Source organism: Mesorhizobium kowhaii (genome assembly GCF_003253745.1).
Classification (GTDB): domain Bacteria; phylum Pseudomonadota; class Alphaproteobacteria; order Rhizobiales; family Rhizobiaceae; genus Mesorhizobium; species Mesorhizobium kowhaii.
In genome coordinates this window covers 354,035-380,524 of record NZ_MZXV01000051.1, presented here as the reverse complement: position 1 = coordinate 380,524, position 26,490 = coordinate 354,035, and the positions used below count along the sequence as shown (strand labels likewise).

General features: G+C 59.7%; 30 protein-coding genes and 1 pseudogene. 15 read left to right on the top strand and 16 right to left on the bottom strand.

The window, feature by feature from the left end; genetic code table 11:
- Positions 1–46 precede the first annotated feature (46 nt).
- Genes B5V02_RS41835 through B5V02_RS41825 form a run of 3 tightly spaced genes read left to right on the top strand, consistent with a single transcriptional unit; the run spans position 47 to position 1,838 of the window.
- Positions 47–415, top strand: coding sequence for a PAS domain-containing protein (locus B5V02_RS41835; protein WP_245446137.1), 369 nt, complete (start codon positions 47–49; stop codon positions 413–415).
- Between the two features lie 50 nt (positions 416–465).
- Positions 466–732, top strand: coding sequence for a PAS domain-containing protein (locus tag B5V02_RS41830; protein ID WP_245446136.1), 267 nt, complete (start codon positions 466–468; stop codon positions 730–732).
- Positions 681–1,838 (top strand): PAS domain S-box protein, encoded by a 1,158-nt coding sequence (locus B5V02_RS41825; protein WP_245446134.1) that lies wholly within the window; start codon positions 681–683, stop codon positions 1,836–1,838. The genes B5V02_RS41830 and B5V02_RS41825 overlap by 52 nt, the downstream gene beginning before the upstream one ends.
- 284 nt (positions 1,839–2,122) lie before the next feature.
- Here B5V02_RS41825 and B5V02_RS24380 read toward each other — a convergent pair whose 3' ends face one another.
- Positions 2,123–2,992, bottom strand: coding sequence for a PRC-barrel domain-containing protein (locus B5V02_RS24380; protein WP_111546599.1), 870 nt, complete (start codon positions 2,990–2,992; stop codon positions 2,123–2,125).
- A 331-nt stretch (positions 2,993–3,323) separates the two neighbouring features.
- On the opposite strand from B5V02_RS24380, the gene B5V02_RS24375 reads away from it, so the two are divergent.
- From B5V02_RS24375 to B5V02_RS24365, 3 genes and pseudogenes are all read left to right on the top strand, one after another.
- Positions 3,324–3,575: a GlsB/YeaQ/YmgE family stress response membrane protein gene (locus B5V02_RS24375; protein ID WP_111546598.1), complete on the top strand. Its 252-nt coding sequence runs from the start codon at positions 3,324–3,326 to the stop codon at positions 3,573–3,575.
- 186 nt (positions 3,576–3,761) lie between these two features.
- Positions 3,762–4,025 carry a YMGG-like glycine zipper-containing protein gene (locus B5V02_RS24370; RefSeq protein ID WP_111546597.1) on the top strand — a complete coding sequence of 88 codons (264 nt, stop codon included), beginning with the start codon at positions 3,762–3,764 and terminating at the stop codon, positions 4,023–4,025.
- Positions 4,026–4,081: 56 nt separating this feature from the next.
- Positions 4,082–4,723: pseudogene (locus tag B5V02_RS24365) on the top strand (outer-membrane lipoprotein carrier protein LolA).
- A 145-nt stretch (positions 4,724–4,868) separates the two neighbouring features.
- On the opposite strand, the gene B5V02_RS24360 reads toward B5V02_RS24365, so the two are convergent.
- From B5V02_RS24360 to B5V02_RS24345, 4 genes are all read right to left on the bottom strand, one after another.
- Positions 4,869–6,146 (bottom strand): SAM-dependent methyltransferase, encoded by a 1,278-nt coding sequence (locus B5V02_RS24360; RefSeq protein WP_111546596.1) that lies wholly within the window; start codon positions 6,144–6,146, stop codon positions 4,869–4,871.
- 613 nt (positions 6,147–6,759) lie between these two features.
- Positions 6,760–7,206, bottom strand: a complete 447-nt coding sequence (locus B5V02_RS40190) for a hypothetical protein (protein ID WP_146606143.1) — start codon at positions 7,204–7,206, stop codon at positions 6,760–6,762.
- Positions 7,207–7,279: 73 nt separating this feature from the next.
- On the bottom strand, positions 7,280–7,756 hold the full coding sequence (locus B5V02_RS24355) for an Hsp20 family protein (RefSeq protein WP_111546595.1): 477 nt from the start codon (positions 7,754–7,756) through the stop codon (positions 7,280–7,282).
- Between the two features lie 993 nt (positions 7,757–8,749).
- Positions 8,750–10,543 (bottom strand): OmpA family protein, encoded by a 1,794-nt coding sequence (locus B5V02_RS24345; RefSeq protein ID WP_111546593.1) that lies wholly within the window; start codon positions 10,541–10,543, stop codon positions 8,750–8,752.
- Positions 10,544–11,739: 1,196 nt separating this feature from the next.
- On the opposite strand from B5V02_RS24345, the gene B5V02_RS24340 reads away from it, so the two are divergent.
- Positions 11,740–12,042 (top strand): hypothetical protein, encoded by a 303-nt coding sequence (locus tag B5V02_RS24340; protein WP_111546592.1) that lies wholly within the window; start codon positions 11,740–11,742, stop codon positions 12,040–12,042.
- Positions 12,043–12,113: 71 nt separating this feature from the next.
- Here the strand turns inward: B5V02_RS24340 and B5V02_RS24335 are convergent, their stop codons facing one another.
- Positions 12,114–12,617, bottom strand: a complete 504-nt coding sequence (locus B5V02_RS24335; RefSeq protein ID WP_111546591.1) for a hypothetical protein — start codon at positions 12,615–12,617, stop codon at positions 12,114–12,116.
- An 88-nt stretch (positions 12,618–12,705) separates the two neighbouring features.
- Positions 12,706–13,110: a host attachment family protein gene (locus B5V02_RS24330; RefSeq protein WP_111546590.1), complete on the bottom strand. Its 405-nt coding sequence runs from the start codon at positions 13,108–13,110 to the stop codon at positions 12,706–12,708.
- A gap of 216 nt (positions 13,111–13,326) precedes the next feature.
- Between B5V02_RS24330 and B5V02_RS42520 the strand changes: the two genes are divergently transcribed.
- Entirely contained in the window at positions 13,327–13,593 is a 267-nt protein-coding gene (locus B5V02_RS42520; protein WP_111546589.1) for a MerR family DNA-binding protein, read from the top strand.
- On the opposite strand, the gene B5V02_RS24320 is transcribed toward B5V02_RS42520, so the two are convergent.
- The 3 genes from B5V02_RS24320 to B5V02_RS42515 form a co-directional block, all read right to left on the bottom strand.
- Positions 13,561–14,367 (bottom strand): sulfite exporter TauE/SafE family protein, encoded by an 807-nt coding sequence (locus B5V02_RS24320; RefSeq protein ID WP_111546588.1) that lies wholly within the window; start codon positions 14,365–14,367, stop codon positions 13,561–13,563. The two genes, B5V02_RS42520 and B5V02_RS24320, sit on opposite strands and share 33 nt — an antisense overlap.
- A 24-nt stretch (positions 14,368–14,391) precedes the next feature.
- Positions 14,392–14,973: a cation efflux transmembrane domain-containing protein gene (locus B5V02_RS24315; RefSeq protein ID WP_111546587.1), complete on the bottom strand. Its 582-nt coding sequence runs from the start codon at positions 14,971–14,973 to the stop codon at positions 14,392–14,394.
- Between the two features lie 369 nt (positions 14,974–15,342).
- Positions 15,343–15,525, bottom strand: a complete 183-nt coding sequence (locus B5V02_RS42515; protein WP_342633877.1) for a hypothetical protein — start codon at positions 15,523–15,525, stop codon at positions 15,343–15,345.
- A 168-nt stretch (positions 15,526–15,693) separates the two neighbouring features.
- Between B5V02_RS42515 and B5V02_RS24305 the strand changes: the two genes are divergently transcribed.
- The 3 genes from B5V02_RS24305 (at position 15,694) to B5V02_RS40765 (ending at position 16,427) form a co-directional block, all read left to right on the top strand.
- Positions 15,694–15,960 carry a hypothetical protein gene (locus B5V02_RS24305; RefSeq protein WP_111546586.1) on the top strand — a complete coding sequence of 89 codons (267 nt, stop codon included), beginning with the start codon at positions 15,694–15,696 and terminating at the stop codon, positions 15,958–15,960.
- A gap of 80 nt (positions 15,961–16,040) precedes the next feature.
- Positions 16,041–16,253 carry a hypothetical protein gene (locus B5V02_RS24300; protein ID WP_111546585.1) on the top strand — a complete coding sequence of 71 codons (213 nt, stop codon included), beginning with the start codon at positions 16,041–16,043 and terminating at the stop codon, positions 16,251–16,253.
- A 27-nt stretch (positions 16,254–16,280) separates the two neighbouring features.
- Positions 16,281–16,427, top strand: a complete 147-nt coding sequence (locus B5V02_RS40765) for a hypothetical protein (protein WP_167458639.1) — start codon at positions 16,281–16,283, stop codon at positions 16,425–16,427.
- Between the two features lie 709 nt (positions 16,428–17,136).
- Here the strand turns inward: B5V02_RS40765 and B5V02_RS24290 are convergent.
- The 6 genes from B5V02_RS24290 to B5V02_RS24265 form a co-directional block, all read right to left on the bottom strand.
- Positions 17,137–17,865 carry an ABC transporter ATP-binding protein gene (locus B5V02_RS24290; RefSeq protein ID WP_111546583.1) on the bottom strand — a complete coding sequence of 243 codons (729 nt, stop codon included), beginning with the start codon at positions 17,863–17,865 and terminating at the stop codon, positions 17,137–17,139.
- Positions 17,865–18,629 carry an ABC transporter ATP-binding protein gene (locus tag B5V02_RS24285; RefSeq protein WP_111546582.1) on the bottom strand — a complete coding sequence of 255 codons (765 nt, stop codon included), beginning with the start codon at positions 18,627–18,629 and terminating at the stop codon, positions 17,865–17,867. The genes B5V02_RS24290 and B5V02_RS24285 overlap by 1 nt, the downstream gene beginning before the upstream one ends.
- 2 nt (positions 18,630–18,631) lie before the next feature.
- Positions 18,632–19,588 (bottom strand): branched-chain amino acid ABC transporter permease, encoded by a 957-nt coding sequence (locus B5V02_RS24280; RefSeq protein ID WP_111546581.1) that lies wholly within the window; start codon positions 19,586–19,588, stop codon positions 18,632–18,634.
- Complete coding sequence (locus tag B5V02_RS24275) at positions 19,588–20,499, bottom strand: branched-chain amino acid ABC transporter permease (RefSeq protein WP_111546580.1); 912 nt, start codon at positions 20,497–20,499, stop codon at positions 19,588–19,590. The genes B5V02_RS24280 and B5V02_RS24275 overlap by 1 nt, the downstream gene beginning before the upstream one ends.
- A 121-nt stretch (positions 20,500–20,620) precedes the next feature.
- Positions 20,621–21,733, bottom strand: a complete 1,113-nt coding sequence (locus B5V02_RS24270; RefSeq protein WP_245446132.1) for a branched-chain amino acid ABC transporter substrate-binding protein — start codon at positions 21,731–21,733, stop codon at positions 20,621–20,623.
- A 187-nt stretch (positions 21,734–21,920) separates the two neighbouring features.
- Entirely contained in the window at positions 21,921–22,556 is a 636-nt protein-coding gene (locus tag B5V02_RS24265; RefSeq protein ID WP_111546578.1) for an RraA family protein, read from the bottom strand.
- Between the two features lie 231 nt (positions 22,557–22,787).
- Here B5V02_RS24265 and B5V02_RS24260 point away from each other — a divergent pair, with 231 nt between their 5' ends.
- Genes B5V02_RS24260 through B5V02_RS24245 form a run of 4 tightly spaced genes read left to right on the top strand, consistent with a single transcriptional unit; the run spans position 22,788 to position 26,478 of the window.
- Entirely contained in the window at positions 22,788–23,564 is a 777-nt protein-coding gene (locus B5V02_RS24260) for an SDR family NAD(P)-dependent oxidoreductase (RefSeq protein ID WP_167458638.1), read from the top strand.
- Between the two features lie 6 nt (positions 23,565–23,570).
- On the top strand, positions 23,571–24,233 hold the full coding sequence (pxpB, locus tag B5V02_RS24255; RefSeq protein WP_111546577.1) for a 5-oxoprolinase subunit PxpB: 663 nt from the start codon (positions 23,571–23,573) through the stop codon (positions 24,231–24,233).
- Positions 24,230–25,318, top strand: coding sequence for a 5-oxoprolinase subunit C family protein (locus tag B5V02_RS24250; protein WP_111546576.1), 1,089 nt, complete (start codon positions 24,230–24,232; stop codon positions 25,316–25,318). The genes pxpB and B5V02_RS24250 overlap by 4 nt, the downstream gene beginning before the upstream one ends.
- Positions 25,315–26,478: an epoxide hydrolase family protein gene (locus B5V02_RS24245; RefSeq protein WP_111546575.1), complete on the top strand. Its 1,164-nt coding sequence runs from the start codon at positions 25,315–25,317 to the stop codon at positions 26,476–26,478. The genes B5V02_RS24250 and B5V02_RS24245 overlap by 4 nt, the downstream gene beginning before the upstream one ends.
- Positions 26,479–26,490: the final 12 nt, after the last annotated feature.

The following is a 26,490-nucleotide window of genomic DNA, read 5'->3' as shown; positions in this document are numbered from 1 at the left end:
GCCACGAACCACATTTAGGTCGGTTAAGTCGCGATCGGGGACTCGGATGGATGAGGTAACGCAGGCGAACGTTGTCGCCTTCAAGAGTCCGGAACTGTCCAGTGAGGATAGTCGGGCCTTCGATTATCAGGATTTCTTCGAGAACGGGGCCGTCGCGCTCCATCTGGTAAGCGCGGATGGCGTCATCCTTCACGCAAATGAGGCTGAGCTTGACCTTCTCGGGTTTAGTGCAGAAAAATATGTCGGCCGCCACATTGCCGGATTCTATCCCGACCGGGACGTGATCGATGACATTCTGGCACGGCTGACCCGCGGTGAGAAGATCACGCGATATCCGGCGCGATTGAGACCTGTAACGGATCGATCAAGCATGTCGAAATCACGTCGAGCGGCCATTTTCGGGACGGAAAGCTGATCAACACTAGGTGCTTCACGGTCGATGTTACCGACCTGGAGCGGACACGCATGGAGTTACGACAGCAGGGCAGCACCTATCACCAGATCCTCGACGGCCTTCCGGTCGCCATCTATACGACCGATCGGCACGGGACGATCACCTACTACAACCGCGCTGCCGCCGATCTTGCGGGCACGGAGCCAAAAGTCGGCAAGGACAATGGTGCGTCACGTTCAAGCTGTTCACTCCCGACGGCAAGGAATTGCCGCATGACGAGTGCCCGATGGCCATCGCGCTCAAGGAAAACCGGCCGGTCCGCAACCAGGAAGCCATAGCGCGCCGTCCGGACGGATCCTTCTTTCCGTTCCTGCCCTACCCCACACCGCTGCGGGATGAGCACGGCAATCTGATTGGTGGCGTGAACATGCTGCTGGACCTGACGGACCGCCAGGGTGCCGAAGAGGCAAGGCAGCATCTGTCAGCAATTGTGGAATCCTCGTTCGACGCGATTGTCAGTAAGGGTTTGAACACGATCATCAAAAGCTGGAACCACGGCGCCGAACGGTTGTTCGGCTACAGCGCCGACGAAGCGATCGGTCGGTCGGTGACCATGCTGATCCCCGACGACCACCAGGACGAGGAACCCCGCATCCTCGAACGCATCCGTCGCGGCGAGCGGGTCGAAACGTACGAAACCATCCGCCAGCGCAAGGATGGCAGCTTGGTTCCGGTCTCGCTGACAATATCGCCTGTGCGCAGCGCAACGGGACAGATCGTCGGCGCATCAAAGATTGCTCGTGACATCACGTCGGCTAGGGAAAGCGAACAACGTATTCGCATGCTGATGCGCGAGGTCAACCACCGGGTGAAGAACCAGTACTCGGTCATCCTGTCGATGATCCGCGAGACCAACAAACGATCGGAGACGCCTGACAAGTTTGAACGCCAGGTGCGCGAGCGCATCATGGCGCTGTCGCGATCCCACGACCTGCTGGTATCAGCCGACTGGAAGGGAGCTACAATCAATGACCTGTTGGTAGCCCAAGCTAAGCCTTTCCCACGGGGGGAGGTTATCGCCATGGCCGGCCCATCCTTGGACCTCAGTCCCAATGCGGTGCAATATCTCGGGATCGCCTTCCACGAACTCGCGACCAACTCGGCCAAGTACGGCGTGCTGTCAGGCGATGCCGGCGAGATCTCGGTTACATGGAACACCACTGGTTCCGGTGCTTCAAGGCTGTTTCACCTCACCTGGGCCGAAACAGATGGTCCGCAAATTCAGACTATCGGACATGGCGGGTTTGGAACCGTGGTGCTGAAGCGGGTTGCGCCCACGGCGGTTGGTGGGCATGGAAATCTCGAGTACGGCGCGCATGGGGTTACCTGGACGCTGCAAGCGCCGCTGGCTGCCGTGGAAGCCTCTGTTGCCAATGGAATATAGAAAGCCGCAGGCCGCGTTCTAGCAAACGCAACCGCGCTTGAAACGCCGCTACGGCATCTCAATTACGGCTACCATTTCACGCTGACCCCGAGTTTGCGGCCTTAAGGAGGATGGCTATCGCCAAAATCCTTGCGTGCAACCGATAAGAACTTGAACGTGCTACGCTGTTCACCCGATCGGCAGATCGAGGTGATCTCCTCTAGTGATCAACCGGGATTGTCAGATCGCGCATACACGATCGAAACAGTGTGGCCCGCGCCTAAACAGCGCGGGCCACGCTGGGTCTATTGGCCAACAACGATCCGCTGCTTGTCGCGATTCTGCGCGTAGGTGCCCTTGTCATATGCAGTCTGCGCTTCAAGCTGAGCCTTGGTGAAATTGGTGTAGAGGTACCGGTTTCCGTCCTTGTTGGACAGGAACTTCAATTTCTCCAGGCCAATAGCCACCGGCTTTTCGCCCATGCCGAGGAATCCGCCCACGTCGACGACGACGGCATCGACCTTTTTATCGCCGCTCAGGACGACGTCTCCGATCTCGCCGACTTTTGCATCGTCGGCGCCGTAGACCGTGGTGCCGATGAAGTCCTTGGTGCTGATTTTGTCCATCGGCATCTCGGTCAGCGAAGCCTTGTCGATTGCCGCGGTGGCCGTGTTGTCCGTCGTGGCTGGGGCCGCTTCATTGTTGGCCGCGGTAGCTGCGACATCATTGGTGTTCGAGGTCGCTGCCGTGTCGTAGACCTTCAGGTCAAAATCCTGTTGCGCTTGAAGGTCTTCCTTGGTGGTCTTCGCGACCAGCCAGCGATCACCCTTCTTCTCGACCCACTCGGCCTTGCTGAAATCGTAGGCGACGTTCTTTTCCCCCAGGCCCAAGAATCCGCCTACGCCGATGATAATGTACTTGGCTTTGCCGTCCTTGGAGAGGACGATGTCTTTCACATCGCCGATCTTCGCGGCATCGTCTGCGGCACTATCATAGACGTCGGCGCCTATGATCTTGGTGACGAGGCTGCCGTCTGCAACGGCCGCCGGCGCCGTCGCCGCAGTGGTCGTAGCGGTGGCAGGTTTGGTGGCATCTTCAGCGGCGGCCCCTGATACCCACAGGCCAGACGACAGCAGGGTTGCTATTGCGGTGGTAGCCAAAAGTTTGCTGATCATGGTACGTTTCCTTTGTGCGTTAGTGTTGATGCACGCCGCGTTCGGCCGAACCGTTGCAGGGAGGCTGAGCGCGGCACAGTTTGCCACCTCACAACGGGCCGCACGATGCGAAGTTCCCCTTGGAATTCGGAAGTCGCCTGAGAGGGCTGACCGGTCAGTCGCGTTAATCGACAGCGGTGTTTGTCGGCATGCGAAGCGCCACGTAGAGTCAATTAAACTGCCGCGATTCCGCATTTTTTCGAGCTCGCACGGCACCTGTATCGCGGGAACCTTGTTGGCTCCTGGACGTTCCCCGGTCGAACCAATTGCGGTTCGCGGAAAGGGGAAAACTATGCAGAATCCTGGCGTCGGCTGGCTGGCAGCGATCATTATCGGCGGTATTGCCGGATGGCTCGCCGAGATGTTCATGAAAAGCAACATGGGCGTCGTCATGAACATCATTTTGGGAATCGTGGGAGCTATTGTCGCCAACCTCATTCTTAGCGTGCTTGGCATATCGTTGGCCGGCTGGCTCGGCTATCTCGTCGCCGGCTTCATCGGCGCGTGTATCTTGATTGCGGTGGCCCGAGCGATAAAACGCTAACCCGCGAACTATTGCGGTCACACTCAACCTGAGCCCTTCGCCCGACGAAGGGCTCAGCGTGCCTCAGCCTATGCAGTCCGCCCATGGAGCGGAGACGAGCCGTTCCATGAAGGCAACAGGGCCATGGATCGAAAAACCCCTTGGCGCATTTATGCTCCGGCCAATTAGGGCTTCAGGCGAGAACCCATGAAAAAGGCACTGCTCATTTTGAGCCTGCTCATTCCGCTCGTGGCATGTTCCCGTACCGAACAAGGCGCTGCTGTCGGCGGCTTGGGAGGTGCCGCGGTCGGTGCCGCGGTGGCCGGCGATCCGGTACAAGGTGCTGTCGTTGGTGGTGCAGTCGGCGCGATCGCCGGTGCGGTGATCGGGCACGCCAGTGAGGCCGGCCAGTGCCGGTATCGCGATCGTAATGGCCGCGTTTACATTGCCCGGTGCCCGGACGGCTACTGATACCTAAGGCGCGTGATCTGTTGCGATCACGCGCCTAACCTGGCTAGGACGATTGGATGGCCTATAGAGTCAAACCACTGCCCGTTCTCTGCTTCGTCCTTCTCAGCTCTGCTGCGATAGACGTCGGACTTAGGCCCGCGCTTTCGGCAGCACCCGTCGCAGCCCAGACGATCGCCGATCACTTTTCATCCGTAAAATCTATGTCCGGCGACTTCGTTCAGTCGGGCCCGAAGGGGGAGAAGACCAGTGGCAGGTTTTTTCTCAAGCGCCCCGGCAAGATCCGATTCAATTTTGCAGGCCAATCAGGGGTCAGCATAATAGCCGACGGAAAATCGGTGGTCGTCTATAATAAAAAACTTAAGACATCGCGGCTCTAGTCGCTCTCGAAGACGCCGCTCAAGCTGCTACTCGACAGCAAGGTCGACTTCTCTGGCAGACGCCTCAAAAGCATCAAGGAAGAAGGCGATCTGATAACTATCAAGCTGGTTGACAAATCAGCCTATGGTAATTCGGATATTTCGATGATGTTTGACAGGAAATCGCTCGATTTACGCAAATGGAGCCTCCGCGACGAGAGGGGACTAACTACAACGGTAACGATCTTCAACGTGAAACTGGGCGTTCCAGTTGCCGAAGGAACCTTCACTATCGATTACGCAGCAAACCGGGAGTACAATACCAGCACCAAGTCGCGCTGAAATCGTGCTTCGAACTCCGCACGGATCACTAATCGCAGCCATAATGACCAGGAAACCTGCAGAGATCCCGCGATGCCGAAGGCCTCCGCGGTGCAAGGAGCGTAGGCGGGCGAATGCGCGTTGGTGGCTGGCCGAGAACCGCGGCTCAGCGTCTATAAATGTCGGCCCGTGTGGGCGGCAGGCCGCTTGAACCCCGCGCGCGCTTGGTGACGACGGTCTGGAAAATCTGTGCCGAGGCGCGCTCGAAGGTGATCGAGCAACCGGTGAGATAAAGCAGCCACAGCCGCGCCTTGGCCTCGCCGACTTCGGCAATGGCTTCGTCGAACCGTGCATGCAGGCGCTCGGCCCACAGCCGGCAGGTGCGGGCATAGTGCTCGCGCAGATTCTCGACGTCGTAGACGAGGAAGCCATGCGCCTCGAAATTGCCGAGCGTCATGCCGATCGTGTCGAGCTCGCCGCCCGGGAAGATGTATCTGATCAGCGCCTTGAATTCCGGACCCTTGCGTAAGGTCTTCTTCATGTCGCCCTTGCTGCGCCTGGTGATGGCGTGATGCAGGTAGATGCCGCCGGGCTCCAGCAGGCGGTGGACAGTCGAGAAATAGGCCGCGTGATTGGCGAGGCCGAGATGCTCGAACATGCCGATCGACGATATCTTGTCGAACGAGCCGGAGAGTTCGGCATAGGATTTGATCTCGATGGTAATGCGGTCCTCCAGCCCCTCGGCGCGGATGCGCTCGCGGGCGAGTTTGGTCTGCGCTTCCGATAGCGAGACGCCGTGGCCGACGACGCCGTAATTCTTTGCGGCATGGATGAGCATGGCTCCCCAGCCGCAGCCGATGTCGAGCAACCTTTCGCCGGGCTTCAGCCGCAGCTTGCGGCAGATGTGGTCGAGCTTGTCGACCTGCGCCTGGTCGATGCTGTTGGCGAAATCCTTGAAGTAGCCGCAACTGTAGACCATCCTCTCGTCGAGGAAGAGCCGGTAGAAGGCATTCGAAATGTCGTAGTGATGCTGGATCGCCTCCTGGCTCGAGCCGCTGACGAATGGGTTGCGCCCGGAGAGATCGGCGCGCGCCGTCATCTGTTTCCTCGAAAACAGCACGGCCGGCAGGTCGCGCAGGATCGCCAGTTTCGGCAATGACTTGAGCTTCGTCCTGAGCTTGCCTTGCGACGGCAAGGCATAGAAATCGAACAGCGATCCGTCTTCGACGTCGACCGCCTTGGAGATCCACATCTCGACAAGCGTCGAGAAAGCGGGCCGGCGGATCACCTGCCAGACGATGTCCTGATCGTTGATGGTGAGCACCGGGCCGGTGGCCGGGCCGATCCGCTCGCCGGTCCACAGCCTGACCGCGAAACCCGGCTTCAGCGTTTCGACAACCGTACGAACGATCCGTGCGGCTCTGGTCGCGGCGTCCCTTGGCATTTACTCGTCCTATCGCAATGCTACGATGCTAGTACGATGCGCCGAATATGAGACGTTAATGGGCCGTCGGCAATCTAGAGTGAGGCCAGACCCAGCAAAACACCGGAACGCGCCAGCACTAGGTTGCCTCCAAATGCAGACACCTGAGGCTCGCTCCCCTCGACGGTAGAGAGGATTTCGCGACTGACCCTCAAGACCCTTGACCGGCCTGTACGCGCCAAAGGCTCCAAACCCGCATGGCTACGCCGTCTTTTGCAAATCGACCAGAAGAGGAACCTTCTCGATCATTCAAAGTTAGTCGTCCGTCGAGTGTTCGTTCCCCAGACTGGAAACGACGGACAGCCCGTCTCGGCCACCGCCGAAGCGGGCCTCTGCATGAAACGGAGCCTGTATTGAAGGGTACACGTTTTAGAATCGCCCTTGAGGAAGACTGTTAAAAAGCCCGCGCCTCTGGCGCAGAGCGCTGGCTCCGATCGAGTTTGCGAAACCGATCTCAGCAGATAGCGAGGGGTCGTTATCTGCCGTCCCTAGAACTCTTAGCGCCAGCTAAAGTTCCAAGAACCGGGGCAAATGGAAGGCGAACGCATCACAACCCCTCGGTGGCCCACACCCATCAGATCAATGCCGGCTCTGGGCATGCGGTCACCCCACCACCTCCTCTTGTTGGCGAGATTGCGCCATACGCCGGACAGGGTGGAGGATCATCATCGTCATCACGCCGACGGCGATGCGGCCAAGGGGACCACGTCCTTTGACGTCGCCGACTATAAGGCGTTCCCCACAGCGTGAGCTTCCGATTTTGGCCGTTGTCTTCCGATGCGCCGTCCAGCGCCTTCAGAGCGCGCAGGATGTCGTCGATCGTTGCTATCGTTCCGTCATCCCACTGACGCAGCAGAGGTATGCCGGGAACCTTGCATGCGTCGGATGCCCAGGAAGCCAAAAGTGCACGCTTCTCTTCGACACTCAGTTCGGGGAGGCCCACGACATCAGCGGGATGAGTAATCCCTTGTGGAGCAGTCTTGCATTTCCGCTTTGATAAGAATTCGAATCCGGTTGTCATCTCCATTCTCCGCAATCTGTGCCTCCCGGCTGGGCCGGGAGGCGGGACCGCAGTTTGCGCATCTTCCGAGCAGTCAGGCGACCTTGCGCTGCCGCTGCGTATCCTGGCTGATCTGCTGTTGCTGAGACGGGGCTGCATTGCTCGACGACTCGAGACCAATGCGACGAGGCTTCAATTCGTCGGGGATCTCCCGGACGAGATCCACAGACAGCAGGCCGCTCTCGAGAGTGGCTTTCGCGACTTTCACATAATCCGCCAATTTGAAGACCTGCTTGAAGTTGCGGGTCGCCATGCCGCGGTGCAGAATCTGCCGATCGCTCTCGTCGGCCTGCTTTTGGCCGACCACGATCAGTTCCGGCCCGTGCTGGGTAAGCTCGACTTCGTCAGGGCTGAACCCGGCGATGGCCATGGTTATCCGGTAGTCATTGTCGCCGGTCTTCTCGATATTATAGGGCGGCCAGTCCGAGCGCACGCTGTTGTCGAGCATGTCAATGAGACGGTCAAAGCCGACCGTGGAGCGATAAAGGGGGGCATAGTCAGAGCTTCTCATAGCCATATCCTCCGTAAAGCAACATGGGTTACAAGCGGCGCCGCAGGACCCACCGCGACGCCTGTTCCGTCGAGCCTAAGCCTCGACGGCAATCGATTTGGGAATGACCAAGAAATCGTTCAAGAGCAGCAACGAATTTTTTTGCTCGGCTCTCGGGCACGTTAAATTCGAACAAAAAGGTCGATTTCAGATTGCTACTGATGCGGGCAATGTAGCCGGCTGAGCCTGGGTTCCCTGCCGGCTAGGCCCGAGTTTCCATTGCTGTTTTGTCAGTTATCAGGGGCCGCAACGACAGCCTCGGTCTTTTGGGCATGGTTCGTAGCGATTTTGAGTAGAGTTGATGCCGTTTCATCGGGCGTCCACCCCTGGCCTTCTGCGGCAGTCACCAAGGCCGCGAAGGCGGCTTCCAAGGCGACCTCGCAGTTGACCTCCCTGTCTGGGCTACTCTCGGGCAAGATCGGTGCTTCAACGGTTTGGGACATGCTCAGAAAGCGGCTCGCCAGCGAAAGGTTCCCATCTCCTGTAAAGCTTTCCGCCGCAGCGTTCTTTGCGTATCGGTTGGCACGATGCCTCCCCTCTGGCCGAAATCTATTGGGGTCTCTCTGCCTTCCGCTGTTAGCTCGATTTCGCGCCAACCACGCACCAGGCGGGCAGAGATTGGCGGGGGAAGGTCAAATCCGCTTCAGCCACACCACCACCGGCGGTAGCCTTGAAGTGGACTACCTAGAGCAAGAGCCGGCGGCTTTTGCCTGAGGCAGGTACCCGTCGCTCTTAGGTGGACTGAGCGACGGGCGGTGTTGCCTGAAAATGCGGAACTGCAACTTTAGCCGCAAGTGGGGATGCTAAAACCGCACGGTAAATGAAGTCTTAAAAGGCCCCGTGGGGTTTGAAAGACAAGCATCTTCGGGTGCAGTGGAGGCCGGGCCATTGATCCGCTTGGCTGGCAAGGGTCTCGCGACTCGGCACTCTTTACCGCGTCGCGAGACGCCTTTGTCAGTTGGCGCTGGCGACGGGAGCCACCAGCGGCGTGATGCGGCGAATTGCGACACGACGGTTCTGTCGTTCGGGCCCTGTCGTGTTCACCTTAAGATAGCGCTCGCCGTAGCCTTGGGTCGTCAGGTTCTCTGGCGCGATGCCAAAGGCGTTGGTGAGGGCCTCGGCAACTGCCTCGGCTCGCTGGTCGGACAAGGCCAGGTTTGCATTGTCGCTACCGACGGCATCGGTGTGGCCTTCGATCAAGAATGTTTCCGCCGGGTTCTTCTTCAGCAGCCGCTCCATTGCGTCCGCAACGCCTTGCAGCTTTTTGACTTCGCTGTCCGAGATCGCCGCCGAACCGGACTCGAAATTCAACGTGTCGAGATCAACCCGCCGGGCGATGTCGCGCACACGCGCCGAGCGTTTGACCTCGTCGACCGAGTAGAGGCGCTGGACCTTTTCCACTGGCGGTTGCTCGAGGAAGGTGTAGTAGTCGCCCGCATCCTCTACCAAATCGGACTCCAGGATGTATTGCTTGCGCGGGATGTTGAGCCGCATCGGTGGCAAGTCATCTCCAGGATCGCGCCAATCCTGCACGTCCTGGTAATACCTCTCGTCGACATAGCTCAGCACATACTCGCGGCCGTCCGGCGTGATGCGGGAGCGCTGGATGACGTCGCCATAGCGGTTGCGGATGGTGACGATTTGGTTGCCGTTGTCGCGAACGATCGTCTCGCGTGTGCGGCCCCCCGGCAGATCCTCGGAATACACATCCTTGGCACCACGGTTCATTCGCGGCGCATCATTGCTCTCGACTATCGTCTGGTTGTTGAACTGGATGATCACCCGGCCGCCAATTTCCGTGAGGACATCGGCGCCTTTTGGGCGTTCCGGCGGCTGACTATCTGGCGCCTTGTCACGGCGGGTACCCTTTTCCTCCGTCACCGGAACGATCTTCTCAGGCTTGATCTCCTGCTGCGCTGCCTTGTCGTCCGCTGGCGGTGGTCCGGCGTCTACAGGGGCAGCCGCAGGTGCGGCGGCCTGACCGCCATCGCTCTGCTGAGCAGGCGGTTTACCGTCCTTGCCCGGACGTATTGCATCTTTTTCGCTGTCGAGGACTGGTGCGGCGTTAGGATCCGCTGGCGCCTCGCCCTGAACCGGCTTTTCGCTTTGGACGGGCGCCGCCGGCTCACCATTGGCTGGCTTTTCGGAGGTTGCAGGCTGCTGATCGGTCGAAGGTTGCTCTCCAGTCACGGGCTGCTTTGGTGCAGGCTCCTCGGCGGCAGGCTGCTCGGCGGCTGGCTTCTTTTCGGGTTTGGTTTCCGCCGGTTGTTCACCTTGGGCAGGCTGAGTAGGCGCCTGGGGCACCGGGGTGGGTAAAGGCGCCTGATCTGCGGTTGGCTGGGCTTGCTCGACTGGCGCCGATTTGTCGGGGGCCGGCTGCGCTGGCGCAGCCTCGGACGCCGGCGCGGCCGGTTGAGCAGGCTGCTCCTTCGCGGATGGTTCAACCGGAGGGGTCGGTTCTGGAATAGGAGCTGCCTCAGACGCCGGGGCTGCCTCTTTTGGTTTTGGAGTAGGCTGTGGTTCGGTCGCTGGAAGGGGAGCGGCGCTTTCGGACGGAGCCTGTTGCCTCAGCGCGCAGGCTTCGGCGGACTCGCCCTCCTTACATTTCAACTTGATAAAAATCGGCGGTTCAGATGCGACGAACCGTGCGGCGCCGAATGCTGCGCTGCTGAGCGGTGCCCCGAACGGCGCTGAGGCGATCAGTAAACCGAGTGCGGTGCAGGCCAAAATCTTTGGTCGGCGTGTCATTTGAATTCTCCGTGTGGTGTCCCGTCGCTATCCAAACTGGGCACTGCCACATTCGTTCCGCTCATTCCGAATGATAAGCTCCCCAACAGAAACGACGGGGATTACTTCGGAAGAGGGGCGGCAAGTTCCCGGGCTTGGCCGGAGATACAGTCGAAGGACGGCCGCCTGTTCCGGGGCAATCTGTGTCTGTTATATCAAAAACGCCCGCTGGCCGGGAGCCAGCGGGCGACGGGCCTTCCGGCCCTTTTGACCGCTTGGAGGGACCCAGCGGGCAAATGGCTTCGGCGCCGCGATCTGACTTGCGGGCAAACGACTTTAGTCAATGTCAAGAAATCGGTCCGGTTCAAAGTGGCGTAGATTGCGAGCTGGAAGCTGTTGCTTGTGCCGGTCATCGGTCTTGATCGAACCTCGAGGCGCCTCGGACAGACTGGCATGGTTCAGATGTGTGCAGTGCTCATAACTATGGTCGCGCGCTCCGCAGCGAGAACAACACATGGGGATTTGGTCCAACAGCATTCACTAAAATGCGCGACTTGAGTTTTGGTTGCCGAGCCCAACCAAACGGGTGCTTGATTAAGGTGACGTGGCGCGGTTCAACGTCTAGGGCGAACAAGAATGGCTGTTTGGCGCCTCGCGATGGACTTATTACAAGCTTGGTCGATAGGCGCCGCCGCCGCCAGCACCGCGCAGGCTTCGGCCTAGCGACGGCGCACAGATTGCGCGTATCGGCCCAGATGCGGTTTTCCTCCCACCGGATGCGTATCTGTACTACATCTTCCTGATCGGTCACGAAATTGCCGGCGCCAGTACTATTAGCTATCCCGCGTCTGTCTCCAACGCCGCAGGCGATGAAAAGTGGGAGAGCTCTGAAAATCCCGATGTGCTGTAACGACCAGCAAAACCGCGAATAACAAGACCAGCGCAAACGCTAACCCAAAAACCCAGCCCATTGGACCTCTCTCCGTTACCCCCGACAACGCGCTGCCGGACACAAAGTTCGCCATCCATGGGCGCGGCGATGGATGGTTAGGTCGCTACAGGAATTCCAATTGTCCGATTTCGATCGTAATTTGCCGTGTCAAGCGAGGCGCAGGCCCATGTTCGGCCGGTCACATCGTTGACTCCGGCCATCCCAAGAGCGTAAGCCGGGCCGCACCTCACGTCCAAGGCGCGGCGCTTCACCCAAAGGTATCAACATGGACGATAAATATTCCAATGCGCGAGAGCACTTTTTCGCAGCACTTCGCACGCTCGCAGCGTCTTCCGACAGCATACAAACGCGCTTGATCGATGCTAATGTGAACATTTTGCACGTCACGATCGATGAGTTCGCTGGGGACCGGGAACTCAAGTTCAAGTTTGCAAAAATACTGGATCTTCTGGCCGTCGACCAGGACGATATGGAAACGGTCGCTGTTGAGACAGCCGCGCATATGACGGATTTTGAAGCCGTCAAAGTCGCAGACCTCATCTGCGATTTTTACTACGAACTCACATAGAGCCCGGCGGTATGGGTGGATGATTTCCGCTTCATCCACCGCGTGGCGCCGGAACCTGTGCAATCAAAACGCTAGGGACGGCTGAGGTTGATCTGGCTGATCACAATGTTCTTGCCGGTCGCCGGGTCCTTGTCGATCGTCGTCAAACGCATCCCATCGTCTCCAACCTTTTCCAGTCTCAGCTGGGCGGCCCGATCGCCATTGACTTCTTTTGCCCAATGAATGCCAAGGACCAGGGCGTTGCCGGAACGATTGCCACTGAGGCCGGCAGGGCCGGTGCTCGATCCGGTGTATGTGCCGGTATATGTTTTGCCATTGGTCTTGACGTCGGCGCCGATCGCTCGCGAGAAGACCACGTACCCTGTACATTTGCCATCAAGTGACAACGAGCTCTCGGTTGCGTTGGACGCGAATTTGCAATTGATTTTGATGGGCTTGGAATCAGCGTCGGTTTTGACCGTGCCCTTGCCAACCCAGCTCCCCGCGAATGATTTCAGAAAGGCGCCGTCGGCGGCCTGCGCAGATCCCGCGATGCAAAGCATTGCCGCGGTCAGTAGCCCAAGGTTTTTTGTCATGATCAAATCCTTCAGTTCACCGCAAGCGCGTTAGTTAATTGCGCCAGCGCGATGGGGTGCAGATATGGGTTCGCAGCAAATTGCCCGTCTATGCGCTGGCAACTGCCTTCTCTATTTCCTGGGCCGAATGACCCGTGAGGTCCTTGGCTATTTCGCCAACAAGCACGGCCGTTAGTTTCTGGTGATAATGCTTACGCAGTTCCCCAAGCGTTCGAGGAGCGGCGATGACGATCAGATTTTCGATTTGTCCGCCGAGAACCTGTCGGTTGAGCAGGTCGGCAGTTCCAGCTGCAAAACTGTCTTCTTCGATTTGACTGTTGTCCGGATTGGCGGAGCTGCTCGGATGACGCGCGCCGGACCCCTTGTTGTCGTTGGTTACGTCTTCGACCGTCGAAGCCGTGAGTTTGGGATTGGCTTCGTCTCCTGAGTTGCGAAACAGGTTGAGCCTCTCGCCGTCAGCCACTGCAACGGTGGCACCTCTAGGAATATCCATTTGGGAGTCTCCGAAATTGCGCCAATCGTCGACTACCCAATTCGATAGATAGCGTGCTGACGTGAGCCTCAACGTCTCAAGTCGCCATTGGATGCTTTGAGAAGAACCTTTTCATTGAGGCCGGCCCACATCTCGCCGGAGAGACCCTTCGTGCCCAAGCACCTTGGAGACGAGGGAAACAGCCATGGCAGTTCCATTCAGTTTTAGATTTGGCTAATGATCGGGCTACGGGGGCGCGGCAGCATCGATCCGGTGCGCGTGCTGCTGGACCTGTCCATCAGCGCCAGCCGCGACTGCATAGAGACGCGCGACATCGCTCAGTTGCACCTCAATCAGGTGCGAGAGAAGCTTGCCGCGCTGCGTTCGCTTGAGCACCGGCTCGAGAGTTCAAGGATATGGCCTCGCCGGCCAAGGCTGGAGGTTGCTGTGGTTGATTGCAGAGCCCTTACTTTAGCGATGGTTCCAGATCTTCACAGCGGATAGCAGCAGAATGGCAGCGAGCGCTGGCAGGAGTAATTCGTTGGGCACGAGGCCGAGCAGCCGGCCGCCGATGAAAGTGCCAACTATTGAGCCCGCCGCCATGATCAATAGAAACATGCGATTACGGCCGAGGACGGAAAAGCTTTGGTCGCGACTATATCGGGTAAAGCCAACGAGCATAGTCGGCAGGCTTACCACAAGCGACAGGCTGCCAGCGAGTTTGATGTCGGCGCCAAACAGGAGGATCATTGTCGGAATGAGGAGCTCGCCGCCGGCGACGCCGAGCAGGGATGCTACAACGCCGATGATCAAGCCGGCGACGACACCGGCGACAGCTTGCGCGGTGCCGACCAATAGATGCTCTCCCGCTCTGGCGTTATGACCAACCATCAGGATGACCGCGATGGCGACGAGCAAGATGGCAATCACCCTGTAAAGCGATTCAGACTTGAGGCGGGTCGCCCACCCCGCCCCCAGCCATGCGCCAAGGAGGCTACCCGCGAGCAGATTGACGATGATCGGCCAGTCAGCTGCAATGGTACCAAAGGATACCGTGGCCGCCCGGAACGGCAGGGCCGTGGCGACCACAACTAGGCTCATCGCCTTGTTAAGGATGACGGCCTCCAGCGCCGCGAAATTGAAAACTCCAATCAGGAGCGGCAAGCGGAACTCAGCTCCACCAAGCCCAATCAGACCGCCTAGCGCTCCTATCAGCGCTCCCCCACCGAAAGCAGCGGAATTGCTGCGGTGTTCACTCGGTTCCTTTGCCAGTGTCATGGGTCCGCTGAGTCTCCGGCCGGGTCAGGCGGCAGCACGGTGTTCTTCGCGAGCAGCTTCCCACACTTCGCGTGCGGCATCGGCGTTCAATGCCGCAATCCCCAGACCCACCATTAAGTCTGGCCATGCCGACCGCCAGAGGAATGCCGTGACCAGTCCGGCGGCAATAATGGCTATGTTGGCGAACGCATCATTACGGGCCGAAAGAAATGCAGCCTTTGTCAGACTGCCGCCATGATGTCTGTATGCGGCGAGCATGTAGGCACAGGAAAGATTGACGGCGAGTGCACCAAGCCCCGCTAGCGTCAAGGCGACCGGCTGTGGCGGCACGGGCATGTTGAACTTTTGCCAGGCCGTCCAGAGCGTAGCCAGACCCGGCACGAGCAGAATGAGGGCGAGCGCCATACCTACCCGCGAGCGCGAGCGCAACGACCAGCCGAAGGCGAGTAGTATGAGGAGGTTCACGGACGCATCTTCGAGAAAGTCGATGCTATCGGCGAACAAAGACACCGAGCCTATGGCGAGCGCCACGGCGAATTCAATGCCAAAATAGCCGAGGTTGAGTAGCGCGACGATGAGGACGATGCGACGGAGTGCTGGATTCATTCTCTGAGCGTATCTGAGCTCAGAGCATGGGCCAATAGATTTGCTGTGTCCTGTAAACGACCGTGTTCTGGACATGAGGCCGAGGTGCCATCGAAAAAGCAATTTAAAGGCCAACTTTTATACGGAAACTGTTTGTGATTTCGATTGCAGACAACAAATCTTCGAACGCGATGCTGGTACTACCGCGAGATGGACAGCGTCTGCCTTGAGTAGAGAGCGCTATTCAAAATGTACCCGCATCCAAGACAACGGAGCAGGAACCGCCGATCTGATGAGTGGGGGGAAAGTCGGTAACGCTCTCCCGCCACCAAATTTCATCAAATAAAATTTGTCGCTTAAGTGCCATCCAATGCACCTTGGCGGCTGGTTTCATGTCGCGCCATGTTGCAAGCCACTACCGTTGATTTCCAAGGGTTTCCTGCGACTATCGGCAAGTCCGTGCGACATGGACGCGACATGGGGCGATGGAATGGGCAGTTTTACGATCGGCATGTCATCGCAATCGCAAATCGAACGAAGGCTTTCCCCGTCTGCAATCCTCTCGCAGATCACGTCGGCGAGTTAATAGGGTCGGTCGTGCCATTCTTGGTCCTCAACGGCATCAGCGGCCTTTCGGCAGGCTGTCCGTGTTGGTTAGCGGTCTGAGCGCATGCAGGTCGGCTAGTTTTGGTGAGGAACAACGTACGCTCTTGGGAGGTTAATATATTAGCGGAGGCTGATATGCTTGCGACTGTAGGCGCGGTGTTGGCTGCCAGGAATGACAACGCGGAAATTCTTGGGGTGCTTGACCTCACCAACAGAACGGAAGCCAAGCTCGGTGCCATTCGCCTCGGGAACGCCATCCAGTTCGTCGCCAATGCGTCGGTGCTTGGATATGACGTCCGCGCAGCGATGGTCTTCTATGGCGAACCGGGAACGCCAAGCCTGAGGGCAAAAGACTGCGAGCAGTTGTGGGCGCAATACGGAGTTGCCCTGCTTCAGCCATAGGGGCGCCCCCGTCAGTTCTGGCCCTTTGCATAGAAGGAACTGGTCGCCAATGTTACCCATCCAGCAACCGGAGGAATGTCATGGACGACGATCTGCGCCTGAAATTGAAGGAACTCAGCATCAGCATGCAAACCAGGGCGGCAGAACTCGCATTGCCCGGCGGCAACACCGATATTTCCGCGCTGATGTCGGGAATTGCAGTGACCCTTGAGGCGCTGCTGGTGATAGCCGAAGAGAGCAAGACGCCACGGTCAGGACCGTCAGTCGAGCCTGTGACTTCGCTATCTGATTGAAGCCTAATTGGGTGGTAGGAGGTTAGTGTGACTGAATTTATCGTGACCACGATCGACGGGAAGCAGTTTCGAGCCCGCAGCGAAAACGCTCGCTTGTCTACCGTCGTGGACCAGCTCAATTCCAAGGGTTATCCGCAGCCCAGCGGCGGATTTCGCTCATCCTGTCGCGAGTGAACATGAAATCGCTGCGCGCTGCGCCCTGGTGGCACGAGTACCAATCTGTCAGGCGCGACCCAGAAAGTTCGAAAAAGCTTCCAGGAAGCCCGGGCAGACTGGACGCCGCGGCGGATAATGAGGTTCACGGATATCCCGGCGTACATCCGCATTGAAGCGGTCAGTATCGCCGGCAGAAGAGCGTCCCAAAAGGGCTTTCGGCGGCTTCGTCGTGGGAACGAAAAAGGAAGAGAAGCAGAACTTTCGTGTGCGGTTTTTGCACACAAAATCTCGCAAGTAACTGATTTTATTTATTTATCTGCCCCATCCATCATCGGGGCGATGGCAAGTTTATGATGTAACATATTCATTTAATTATCTTTTTATGTCTCAGTCCGTCCAATGCCCGTTGGAAAGACAGAACAATTTGGAAAGAAGCGCGCAGCCGAACGCGACCGGATTTACGATTTTGCCGGCGCAAACTGAAGGCTATTTAGCATATCACGCCGCTCACTGCACACGTGGTGCACACGAAAGCTTCCGTCGTCGTCACCGGCCAGATCATCGACCAGACGACCATCAGGAACTGCGCGTCCTCGCCCAACAAGGTCTTCAATGTCCAGGTCGCCCGCCCGCCTGAGGGATATAGCCGAAGCGTTAACCGGTGTGCAAAAAGCATGAGGCGGTGGTTCGTTCGTACAGTCCAAGCCTTGGCGGCTCTACCAGCTAGCTAGGCAGCAACGCCGCCCAAATAGGCGCTGATGACCGCTTCATTGCTCGCTAGATCGCTGCCAAGGCCCTCAAGAACGATGCGCCCGGCTTTGAGCACGTAGCCGTAGTCGGCGAATTTCAAGGCGACTTTGCTGTTCTGCTCCACAAGCAGGATGGTCACGCCTTCGCGATTAAGGCGCTGGACGATGTTCATGACTTCCTTGATCAATTGCGGCGCCAAGCCCATTGACGGCTCATCGAGCAAAAGCACCTTGGGTGCGGCCATCAGGGCTCTGCCGATCGCCAGCATCTGCTGTTCTCCTCCGGACAGGTTCCTTGCGTCGCCATTCTGCCGGCGCGCCAGGATGGGGAAGAGCTCAAAAACATGATCAAGCCGCCGGCGCCGCTCGACATCGTCGGCAAGCGTAAACGAACCAAGGTCAAGGTTCTCCTTGATCGTCATGTCGCCGAAAATACGCCTCCCCTCCGGGACGTGGACGAGCCCCCGATGCGGCAGACGGTGGGCAGGGACCTTGGTTATGTCCTCGCCCAGGAAGCGGACACTTCCAGACGACGCTGCAATGAGGCCGGACAGCGTGCGCAGCGTAGTGCTTTTGCCGGCACCGTTCGCGCCAAGCAGCGCCACGATCTGACCGCGTTTGACCGAAAGGCTGACGCCGTGAAGCGCTTTGATGCCGCCATAGCGCGTGACGATTCGATCGGCGGAAAGAACAATGTCGGGCTCCATCAATCCTCCGTACCGAGATAGGCTTCGATGACCCTGGGGTCCGCGCGTACGGCCTCTGGCGTTCCATCGGCGATCTTCTGACCGTAGTCGAACACCACGATCTTTTCCGACACCTGCATGACCAGGCCCATATCGTGCTCGATTAGCAGGACAGTTACACCGGTCTCGTCGCGAACGCGGCGGATGAGGTGCACCAGATCCAGCTTCTCACGCTCGTTCAGGCCGGCAGCGGGCTCGTCCAGCAGGATGAGCTCAGGCGTCGACGCCAAGGCTCTTGCAAGTTCGAGTCGTCGTTGATCACCGTAGGAAAGACCGCCGGCAAGACGATGCGCATGCTGCTGGATGCCTACGAAATCGAGCCAGCGCATCCCGGTCGTGCGGATATTCTCCTCCTCGCGCCGCTGTGACGGCAAGTGCAAAATCGCCGACACAATGCCGTGGCGGCTGCGGCAATGCTGGCCCGACATGGCGTTTTCCAGAACGGTCATTTCCTTGAACAGCCGGATGTTCTGGAATGTGCGGGCAAGGCCGAGCGCGGTGATGCGATGCGGCGGCAAGCCGGTAATCGGCCGGCCGCCCAGTCTGATCGAACCGCCCTTCGGCTTGTAGAAGCCGGTCAGGCAGTTGAAGAGCGACGTCTTGCCGGCGCCATTGGGCCCGATGAGGCTGTTGATGGCGCCCTTCTCCACCGAGAACGAAATGTCGTGAAGGACCTTCAGTCCCCCAAAACTGAGGCGCAGATCGCGGACTTCGAGCAAGGCCATGGTCAAACCCGCTTGTCGGGCCAGAGCCCATTCGGCCTGAAGAGCATGATTGCCAGCAGCGCAACCGCGGTCACCAGTGGACGATAGGTGCCCGCCCCCCGCAGCACCTCTGGGAGCAGGGCCACGAGAATAGCGCCGAGGACGACGCCGGGGATGCGACCCATGCCACCCAGGACGACGCCGAGCAGGATCAGAAGCGATTGGTTGAAGGTGAAACTCTCCGGCGAGATGGCCGTCATCTTGGCCGCGTAGAGGCATCCGGCCACGGAAGCGATCACCGCGCCCATCATGTATGCCTGCAGCTTGGCCGAGACACGGTTGATGCCGATACCGGCGGCGGCGTCCTCGTCATAGCGAACGTAGAACCAGGCTCGTCCCATTCGCGACCGCTCGACGCTCAGGCAGACGAAGGCGGTGAGCAGTGCGAGCACCAGGAACGCATAGTAGAAGTGCTGCACCTGCATCAGCTTGAAGCCGAAGATTTCCGGTCGCTCGATGCCGATAAGGCCGCTGGCGCCACCGGTGATGTCGAGGTTGCGGGCGATGATGCGCACAATCTCGCCGAAGCCCAGCGTCACGATCGCCAGATAGTCGCTGCGCAGCCTCAAGGTTGGAGCCCCGATGATGATGCCAGCCACGCAGGCTGCCGCCATGGCGACCGGAATGGTGAGCCAGAAATTGAGCCCGAATTCCGCGGTCAGGATACCTGATGTGTAGGCGCCGACCGCGAAGAACGCGGCGTAGCCGAGGTCGAGCAGGCCAGCATAGCCGACGACAATATTGAGGCCGAGGCACAGCACGACATAGAGCAGCGCCGTGGTTGCAACCTCCGTTACATAGGCGTTGGCGAATTGCGGCAACACCAGCGCGCAGGCGACCGCCGCTAACGCAGGCAGCACAACGGACCAGCGCATCAATCGCGGTTGCGCGGCGGCCGGCAAGATCCTTGCTTCGGTCATCACACCCGCTCCACGACAGAGCGTCCGAGAATGCCGGTCGGCTTGAAGACAAGGAACAGGATCAGGGTCCCGAACACGAAGACGTCACGCCACTCCGAGCCGACGAAGGGCAAGGATGAGCCGAAAGCTTCGAGCAGGCCGAGCAGCAAGCCGCCGAGCATGGCGCCCGGCACGCTGCCGATGCCGCCTATGACAGCGGCGGTGAAGGCTTTCAGCCCCATGATGAATCCCATGAAGAAATGGACGCTGCCATAGTAGGCGCCGGCCATGACCCCGCCGCCGGCGGCGAGCGCCGAACCCATGAAGAAGGTCAATGCGATCACCCGGTCGACATCGATACCCATCAGCCGGCTCGCCCCCATGTCAATGGACACGGCTCGCATCGCCTTGCCGTACATGGTGCGTGAGACAAAGGCCTGCATGCCGGCCATCAAAGAGATGGAGGCTGCGACGAGCACCATCTGGGTGTAGGTGATGTGAACGGTGGAAATGTCCACGCCGGCAAAGCCGAGGTCCGTGTTGAATGCATAGTGCTTCCCGCCTGTCAGGGCGAGTGCCGTGCCGTTCAACACCATCGACGCACCAAGCGCCGTGATCAGGATGGAGAGGCGCGGCGCATTGCGCATCGGCCTATAGGCGAAGCGTTCGATGACAACGCCAAGCAGGCCGACAGCCAACATCGACACCAGCAGGGCGCAGACCACGCCCAACCAGCCGTTGCCGACCCATATGCCCACGAAGGAAAACACAACAAGGCCGACGAAGGCGCCATTCATGTAGATGTCGCCATGGGCAAAATTCAGGAGCTTGATGACGCCGAAGACCATGCTGTAGCCAAGCGCGATCAGGGCATAGAACGAACCGACGATAAGGCCGTTCACCAGTTGCTGAATAACCAGGTCGAGCGTCATTGATGCTCCGGGTGCAGAATTGAGAAAGTCTTGCCAGGGCGCAGCGTCAGTGCACACCAGACAATCGGCAGTGACGCCGAGGCGGGCACAAGGCCTGCCTCGGCGTCAACCTGCTTCGTCCTTATTCGACTGCCACCCACTTGCCGCCCTTGGCAATCACCGGGCGGAAGTTTGACGTCTGGAGCGTGTTCTTGTCGGTGAACTTGATTTCACCGGCAAGGCCTTTGAAGTCGCTTGCCTTGAGCGCCTCGATGATAGCCTTTTGATCCGCCGACTTGGCCCGCGCGATCGCGTCGACGATCAGGTCGCCCACATCATAGGAGAGGGCCGCATAGGCGCCGGCGTCGCGTCCATAGGTTTCCTTGTACTTGCCCTTGAAATCGCCCGCGCCAGACAAGAGGTCAACGGTCGGCGGGGACAGCAGATACACGCCCTCACCGGCCGAGCCGGCGATCTCCAGATATTCCGGCGAATTGTTGCCGTCGCCGAGCACGATGCCGCCCTGGAACCCAGCCTGTCGGAGCTGCTTGGTGAGCAGGGCGCCACCGGCATGATAGGCGGTCCAGAAGACAGCGTCCGCGCCGCTCGATTTGATCTTGGTGACGACCGCCGAATAGTCCTGCTCGCCGGCGTTGGTGGTTTCCTTGGTGGCAATCTCGCCGCCTGCACCCATGAAGGCTTCGGCGGTCAGCTTGGCCAGGTCGGACGAATAGGCATCGCCTTCGTCTATGACCGCGATCTTCTTGAAGCCATTCTTCTTGAAGAGCTCGACGGCCGTCGTCGCTTGCATGTCGCCGGTCGAATTGGCGAGGAAGGCATTGCCCTGATTGGCGGCGACCAGTTTGGTCGAATTCGCCCCGATGATGACAAACGGAATGCCGGCATCACCATAGATCTTCAATGTCGGCAGGACAGCGCCCGAGCAATAGCCGCCAACGATGGCGGTCACCCCTTCGGAGACAAGCTTGCTGCCTGCGGTCACCGCCTGCTGCGGATCGCAGGCGTCGTCGGCGGTGATGGTGATGACCTTGTCGCCGTTGGCGCCACCTTTGGCGTTGGCGGCCTCGATCGCCATCTTCACCGCGTTCTCCATATCCTGTCCCTCACTGGCCAACTGGCCAGTCATTGGGGCGACAATGCCGATCTTGATGTCGGCAGCCGCGGCCACTGTGGTCAGAGCCAGCCCGGCAAGGGCGGTGGCACAAGCGAGCCTTTTGAAGGAAACAACCATCATTCTCTCCATTTTCCCCTGTTGGCGCATCCGGGCAGTCCCCGGAATGCATTCTTCTGCCTTGTTGCCGAACCACCTATGGGAGGTTCGGCGTGGTTTCGCCCCTCGATCAGCCGCGGAGCGGGTAATGTTCAGCAAGATCGCGAGCCGGCGATGCGACTTGTCGCCGGCAAGGACCTGACACGGTGGATCAGTGACCGCCGCCGGCGGCCCGGGCATAGGCCCCCTGGTAGCGGTTCTCCCGGATGCTCTGCATGATCTCAGTCTCGCGGGCCTCCTGTGCCCGGACGGCGGCCAGCAAAGCCGCGGCATCGTCGATTGGAAATGCCACGACGCCATCTTCGTCACCCACGACGATGTCGCCTGGGCCGACGACCATGCCGCCTATGCAGACGGGAACATTGATGGCTCCTGGACCATCCTTGTAAGGTCCGAGATGGATGGCCGACCGTGCGAAGCATGGAAACGGATTGCGGCCGATGGCACCGGCATCGCGAATGGCGCCGTCGATGACAATGCCCGCGGCACCGCGCGACGCCGCGACACTCGTCATGATTTCGCCGACCAGCGCGCGCCCTTCATAGCCACCGCCATCGACGACAATGACGTCTCCGGGCTGCAACAGATCGAGCGCACGATGGATGAACTGGTTGTCGCCGGGGCGAGTCCTGACCGTCAGCGCCCTCCCCGCCATGACACTGCTCACGCGATGAAATGGCCGCAACCCGACAGCCCCGGGGACACGCGCGAGATTGTCGCTGATCAACGGCGTAGCAAGAGCGCGGAACGCGTCTACCAACTCGCCTTCCTGAGGTGCATCTGCCATCTCCCACTCTCCCGCTGCTTTGTGAATATAGTATCCAATCACGATTAATTCGGCGGAGTCAACCGACTTGCGATGATCCGTTGAAAAAAGCCAGATAGCGCCAAACCCCATGCGGATTGGCCCAACACGGTGGTCTCGTTCATCGCTCATCCGGGCTTGCAATGACATCGAAGTTCAAGATAAATTGGATAACATATCCATAATGCCATGACTGTGAAAAAGGATTTCGCCGTGAAGCACGCAGAAAAAGTCGTGATCGTTACCGGGGCGGCACAAGGCTTGGGCCTTGCCTGCGCCGAGCGCTTTCATGCCGATGGCGCTAAGGTCGTGCTTGTGGATGTAAAGGCCGATCGCGGGCGCGAGCATGCCGAACGTCTTGGCGAGCGCGCCGTCTGGCTGTCGGCCGACCTGTCCGAAATTTCCAAGGAGATGGCTGACGGCATCATTGCCAAGGCCACGCAAAGCTTCGGCGGTGTGGACGTCCTCGTCAACAATGCCGGCGTCATCCATCTGGATGACTTCGTGGATTTCCCGGAGGAGGCCTTCGACTGGGTCCAGCGCGTCAATCTCAAGGCACCCTTCCTTCTCGGCCAGGCGGCGGCAAGGGCAATGATCGCGCAGGGACGCGGCGGCTCAATCATCAACATGTCGTCGATCAACGCGATTCTGGCCATTCCCAATTCCGTCGCCTATGCGGTGTCCAAGGGGGGCATCAAGCAGCTGACGGCGGTGATGGCCGTCGGACTGATCCCGCACAACATTCGCGTCAACGCCATCGGCCCCGGCACCATACTGACCGACATGGTCAAGAGCTCGGTCATGGCCAGCGAAGCGCAGCGCCAGACCATCCTGTCGCGCACGCCGAGCGGCCGGTGTGGCGAGCCTTCGGAGATTGCCAGTGTCGCGTCCTTCCTGGCCAGCGACGACGCCTCCTACATTGTCGGCCAGACCATCTATCCCGATGGCGGTCGCCTGATCTTGAATTACACGGTGCCGGTCAAGGACTGAGCGCCCATGGCCGTCAAAACGCCCCGTATCAGTCTTGCAGGATCAGGCGCGCTGCTGCTCGATGGCGCGCAGGGGGCCTTTGATGATGCCACCCAGGAACTGGTCTGGGCGGTAGCGAACGCCGCGCTGGCCTTCGAAGGGGTATGCGAGACCGTTCCCGGCATGAACAACCTGCTGGTGCTGTTTGACCCGCTCACTACCAACGCACAAATCATTAGCGAGCAGCTGAATTCGCTCTGGGCCGGCACCGACGCCCACACGGTGACTGGCACGCATCATACCATCCCCGTCAGCTATGGCGGCGCGCGCGGCGAGGATCTCGCCGGCTGGGCCGCGCATTGCGGCATGCCTGTCGACGACATCGTCAGGCGCCACGCGGCGGCCACGTACACCGTCGCCGCCATCGGCGCCATGCCGGGCTTTCCCTACCTGTCCGGTCTCGAGCCGCGGCTTGCCTGGGCAAGGCGCAGCTCGCCGCGCCTGAAAGTGGCCGAGGGCGCTGTCATCATTGGTGGCGCGCAGGCGGGTATCATGCCGATGACGGCGCCGTCCGGATGGCACATTGTCGGCCATACCGACGTGAAGCTGTTTGACGTTCAGGCGGAATTGCCCGTGCTGCTCAGGCCCGGAGACAAGATTCGATTCACAATCGCGGGGATTGAGGGATGATCGAGATCCTCACCACCGGACTGCCGAACACGGTTCAGGACCTTGGCCGGCTCGGTCATCTGGCGATGGGGGTCAGCCATGGCGGCGCCATGGACAAGGAAGCGCTGGCGATCGCCAATCTTATGCTGGGCAATGATCCTTCGGCTGCCGGGATCGAGGTCGCGCTTCACCCGTTCCGGCTGCGCGCGCATGTCGACACTGCCGTCGCGATCACCGGCGCGGATTGCGCCATAAGCGTCGGCGATCGGCCCTGCCCGCCCTGGTGGGCCACAACGATCCGCGCCGGCGAGACCCTTGCCCTCGAAGCACCGCATCTCGGCGCTCGCTCCTACATTGCCTTCGCCGGCGGGCTCGATCTGCCGCCCATCATGGGTTCGCGCGCGACGGATGTGAAAGGCAATTTCGGCGGGCTCGCCGGACGCGGTCTGTCGCGCGGCGACAGACTTGCGCTCAAACCTGCGCAAGGCTCCCTTCCCGCAGGCGGCGTTGGCGCGGCGCTGGAGGAGCGACGGGGCGCGACTGACGGCCTTGCCTCGGCAATAGGACTGCGGGTTCTGCCGGCCGCCGAGTTCGACGCTTTCACGCCGGAGGCCCAGGCGGCTTTCATCGGCAGCGAATGGAGCATCACCAACAACGCCAACCGCATGGGATATCGCCTTTCCGGAGCGACGCTTTCCCTCGCCTCACCGCTGGAATTGCTCTCCCATGGCATCGTGCCGGGCACCGTTCAGGTGCCGCCGTCCGGCCAGCCGATCATTCAGCTTGCCGATGCCAACACCTGCGGCGGCTATCCAAAGATCGCCACGGTAATCGAAGCCGACCTCTGGCGGCTGGCGCAGGCGCCGGTCGGCGCGCGTCTGCGTTTCCTGCCGGTCTCGATCGGAGCGTCGACAGAGGCGCTTCGCGCGAGCCAGCAGCGGCATCACGACTTTATCGCCGCACGCGACCGCATGGCCGGGTCGGCCCTGGCCAGTCTGATGAAGGACTTGTCGCGCCGCCGCCAACTAGGTCCATATCCAAGGGTGGCAAAAGCGCCGATCCGATACCCCTATTCAACGCGTGCCAGCGAGCAGGCAGATCCATGAAAATTCGCCCTTTCACGATCCAGATCGCCCAGGCCGACATCGACGAATTGAAGAGGCGCATCTCGAACTGGCGCGAGCCGGACCAGCTGCACGCAATAGGCTGGGCTCAGGGGACGGAATACAAGGAACTGCGACGTCTTATGCAGCACTGGCATACCGGCTTCGACTGGCGCAAGCAGGAGGCCGCCTGGAACCTACTTCCGCACTACCAGACGGATATCGGCGGCGAAACTATCCACTTCATCCATGCGCGCGCCGCTGTTCCAACCGGCAGAACGATCCTTCTCACCCATGGCTGGCCAGGCAGTGTCTTCGAATTTCATAGGCTGGTTCCCCTTCTGACAGACCCGCTTTCCCATGGCGGAAGGCAGGAGGACGCCTTCAACGTCGTGATCCCATCCATTCCCGGCTATGGCTTTTCGAGCCGGCCAAGCAGGCCTGGTCTCAACCTGTTCACTGTAGCCGACCTTTGGGCCGAATTGATGAGACGTCTCGGCTACGAGCGATATCTCGCCCAAGGTGGAGACCTCGGCGCCAGCGTGTCGACATGTCTGGCACATGCGCATCCAGACAGTCTCGCCGGGGTGCATCTGAATTTCATTCCCGGCTCATACTCTCCTCCCCATGACACAGGCCCGGATGGCGACCTGACTTCGGAAGAACGCGCCTTCCTGGGACGGAAAGCCGAATGGGCGGATCTCCACGGCGCCTATGGCCATATTCAAGGCACGCGCCCGCAAACGCTTGCCTACGGGCTGACAGATTCGCCGGTCGGACTGGCAGCGTGGATGATCGAGAAGTTCCGCGACTGGAGCGATTGCGATGGCAATCTGGACAATGCACCATTTTCGCGGGACGACATCCTCGCCAACATCTCGCTTTACTGGTTCACCAGGACCGTCGCTTCGTCGATGCGCCTCTATTGGGAAACTCGCGCCCGACCGCTTGCCTTCCGGTCCGGCACGGCGATCAAAGTCCCACTTGCGGTGGCGTTGTTTCCGAAAGAGCTGCCGATGCCGCCAAGAAGCTGGGTCGAGCGTGTCTTTCCGGACATCCGCCGGTGGACAGCGATGCCGCGCGGTGGTCATTTCGCGGCCCTCGAGCAGCCCGCTTTGCTTGCACAGGATCTAAGAGCCTTTGCCGGCGGTCTGGATTTCTAACGTCACATGCGT

Bases quoted from the DNA above. Each gene is read 5' to 3' on its own strand.
- B5V02_RS40190 (WP_146606143.1), bottom strand. From the start codon at position 7,206: ATGACAACCGGATTCGAATTCTTATCAAAGCGGAAATGCAAGACTGCT.
- B5V02_RS24250 (WP_111546576.1), top strand. From the start codon at position 24,230: ATGATCGAGATCCTCACCACCGGACTGCCGAACACGGTTCAGGACCTT.
- B5V02_RS24305 (WP_111546586.1), top strand. From the start codon at position 15,694: ATGCTTGCGACTGTAGGCGCGGTGTTGGCTGCCAGGAATGACAACGCG.
- B5V02_RS41835 (WP_245446137.1), top strand. From the start codon at position 47: ATGGATGAGGTAACGCAGGCGAACGTTGTCGCCTTCAAGAGTCCGGAA.
- B5V02_RS24315 (WP_111546587.1), bottom strand. From the start codon at position 14,973: ATGAATCCAGCACTCCGTCGCATCGTCCTCATCGTCGCGCTACTCAAC.
- B5V02_RS42520 (WP_111546589.1), top strand. From the start codon at position 13,327: ATGATCGGGCTACGGGGGCGCGGCAGCATCGATCCGGTGCGCGTGCTG.
- B5V02_RS24375 (WP_111546598.1), top strand. From the start codon at position 3,324: ATGCAGAATCCTGGCGTCGGCTGGCTGGCAGCGATCATTATCGGCGGT.
- B5V02_RS24265 (WP_111546578.1), bottom strand. From the start codon at position 22,556: ATGGCAGATGCACCTCAGGAAGGCGAGTTGGTAGACGCGTTCCGCGCT.
- B5V02_RS24340 (WP_111546592.1), top strand. From the start codon at position 11,740: ATGGACGATAAATATTCCAATGCGCGAGAGCACTTTTTCGCAGCACTT.
- B5V02_RS41825 (WP_245446134.1), top strand. From the start codon at position 681: ATGGCCATCGCGCTCAAGGAAAACCGGCCGGTCCGCAACCAGGAAGCC.
- B5V02_RS24270 (WP_245446132.1), bottom strand. From the start codon at position 21,733: ATGATGGTTGTTTCCTTCAAAAGGCTCGCTTGTGCCACCGCCCTTGCC.
- B5V02_RS24360 (WP_111546596.1), bottom strand. From the start codon at position 6,146: ATGCCAAGGGACGCCGCGACCAGAGCCGCACGGATCGTTCGTACGGTT.
- B5V02_RS24290 (WP_111546583.1), bottom strand. From the start codon at position 17,865: ATGGAGCCCGACATTGTTCTTTCCGCCGATCGAATCGTCACGCGCTAT.
- B5V02_RS24380 (WP_111546599.1), bottom strand. From the start codon at position 2,992: ATGATCAGCAAACTTTTGGCTACCACCGCAATAGCAACCCTGCTGTCG.
- B5V02_RS24285 (WP_111546582.1), bottom strand. From the start codon at position 18,629: ATGGCCTTGCTCGAAGTCCGCGATCTGCGCCTCAGTTTTGGGGGACTG.
- B5V02_RS24330 (WP_111546590.1), bottom strand. From the start codon at position 13,110: ATGGATATTCCTAGAGGTGCCACCGTTGCAGTGGCTGACGGCGAGAGG.
- B5V02_RS24335 (WP_111546591.1), bottom strand. From the start codon at position 12,617: ATGACAAAAAACCTTGGGCTACTGACCGCGGCAATGCTTTGCATCGCG.
- B5V02_RS24275 (WP_111546580.1), bottom strand. From the start codon at position 20,499: ATGACGCTCGACCTGGTTATTCAGCAACTGGTGAACGGCCTTATCGTC.
- B5V02_RS24300 (WP_111546585.1), top strand. From the start codon at position 16,041: ATGGACGACGATCTGCGCCTGAAATTGAAGGAACTCAGCATCAGCATG.
- pxpB (WP_111546577.1), top strand. From the start codon at position 23,571: ATGGCCGTCAAAACGCCCCGTATCAGTCTTGCAGGATCAGGCGCGCTG.
- B5V02_RS24355 (WP_111546595.1), bottom strand. From the start codon at position 7,756: ATGAGAAGCTCTGACTATGCCCCCCTTTATCGCTCCACGGTCGGCTTT.
- B5V02_RS24280 (WP_111546581.1), bottom strand. From the start codon at position 19,588: ATGACCGAAGCAAGGATCTTGCCGGCCGCCGCGCAACCGCGATTGATG.
- B5V02_RS24320 (WP_111546588.1), bottom strand. From the start codon at position 14,367: ATGACACTGGCAAAGGAACCGAGTGAACACCGCAGCAATTCCGCTGCT.
- B5V02_RS41830 (WP_245446136.1), top strand. From the start codon at position 466: ATGGAGTTACGACAGCAGGGCAGCACCTATCACCAGATCCTCGACGGC.
- B5V02_RS24245 (WP_111546575.1), top strand. From the start codon at position 25,315: ATGAAAATTCGCCCTTTCACGATCCAGATCGCCCAGGCCGACATCGAC.
- B5V02_RS24345 (WP_111546593.1), bottom strand. From the start codon at position 10,543: ATGACACGCCGACCAAAGATTTTGGCCTGCACCGCACTCGGTTTACTG.
- B5V02_RS24370 (WP_111546597.1), top strand. From the start codon at position 3,762: ATGAAAAAGGCACTGCTCATTTTGAGCCTGCTCATTCCGCTCGTGGCA.